This window comes from Acinetobacter rongchengensis, from assembly GCF_003611475.1.
GTDB classification, from domain to species: Bacteria; Pseudomonadota; Gammaproteobacteria; order Pseudomonadales; family Moraxellaceae; genus Acinetobacter; species Acinetobacter rongchengensis.
In genome coordinates this window covers 1-371 of record NZ_RAXT01000214.1, presented here as the reverse complement: position 1 = coordinate 371, position 371 = coordinate 1, and the positions used below count along the sequence as shown (strand labels likewise).

The window sequence follows — 371 nt, the reverse complement described above, 5'->3', positions numbered from 1 at the left end:
TATCACGACGCCACAAGCAGTGATAGGAACTGGGGCAAATACAACGACTTTAACCAGTACAGTGAATGGTTTAGATGTTGGTGGCGATAAGATCACCAATGTGGCAAATGCGACAGCAGCATCAGATGCGGTAAACAAAGGACAGTTGGATAGCGTAGTCAATACGGGCTTTAAAGTTGGTGCGGACACCAATCCTGTAGGTGGTGCGGTAACACACAAATTGGGCAACCAATTGGATATCGTAGCGAGTGCAAAAGATGCGACCAAGACCTACGACACATCGAACTTAACGACAGAAGTTGCACAAGATGCTGTGACGGGTAAAACGACAGTTACAGTGAGCATGAAGAAAGATGCGACCTTTGACAGCA

At 46.6% G+C, this 371-nt stretch carries 1 protein-coding gene; it reads left to right on the top strand.

Going from position 1 to position 371, the window contains the following annotated elements; translation table 11 throughout:
* A partial coding sequence (locus tag D7V20_RS19590; RefSeq protein WP_147395835.1) for a hypothetical protein occupies positions 1–371 on the top strand: 371 nt, incomplete at both ends.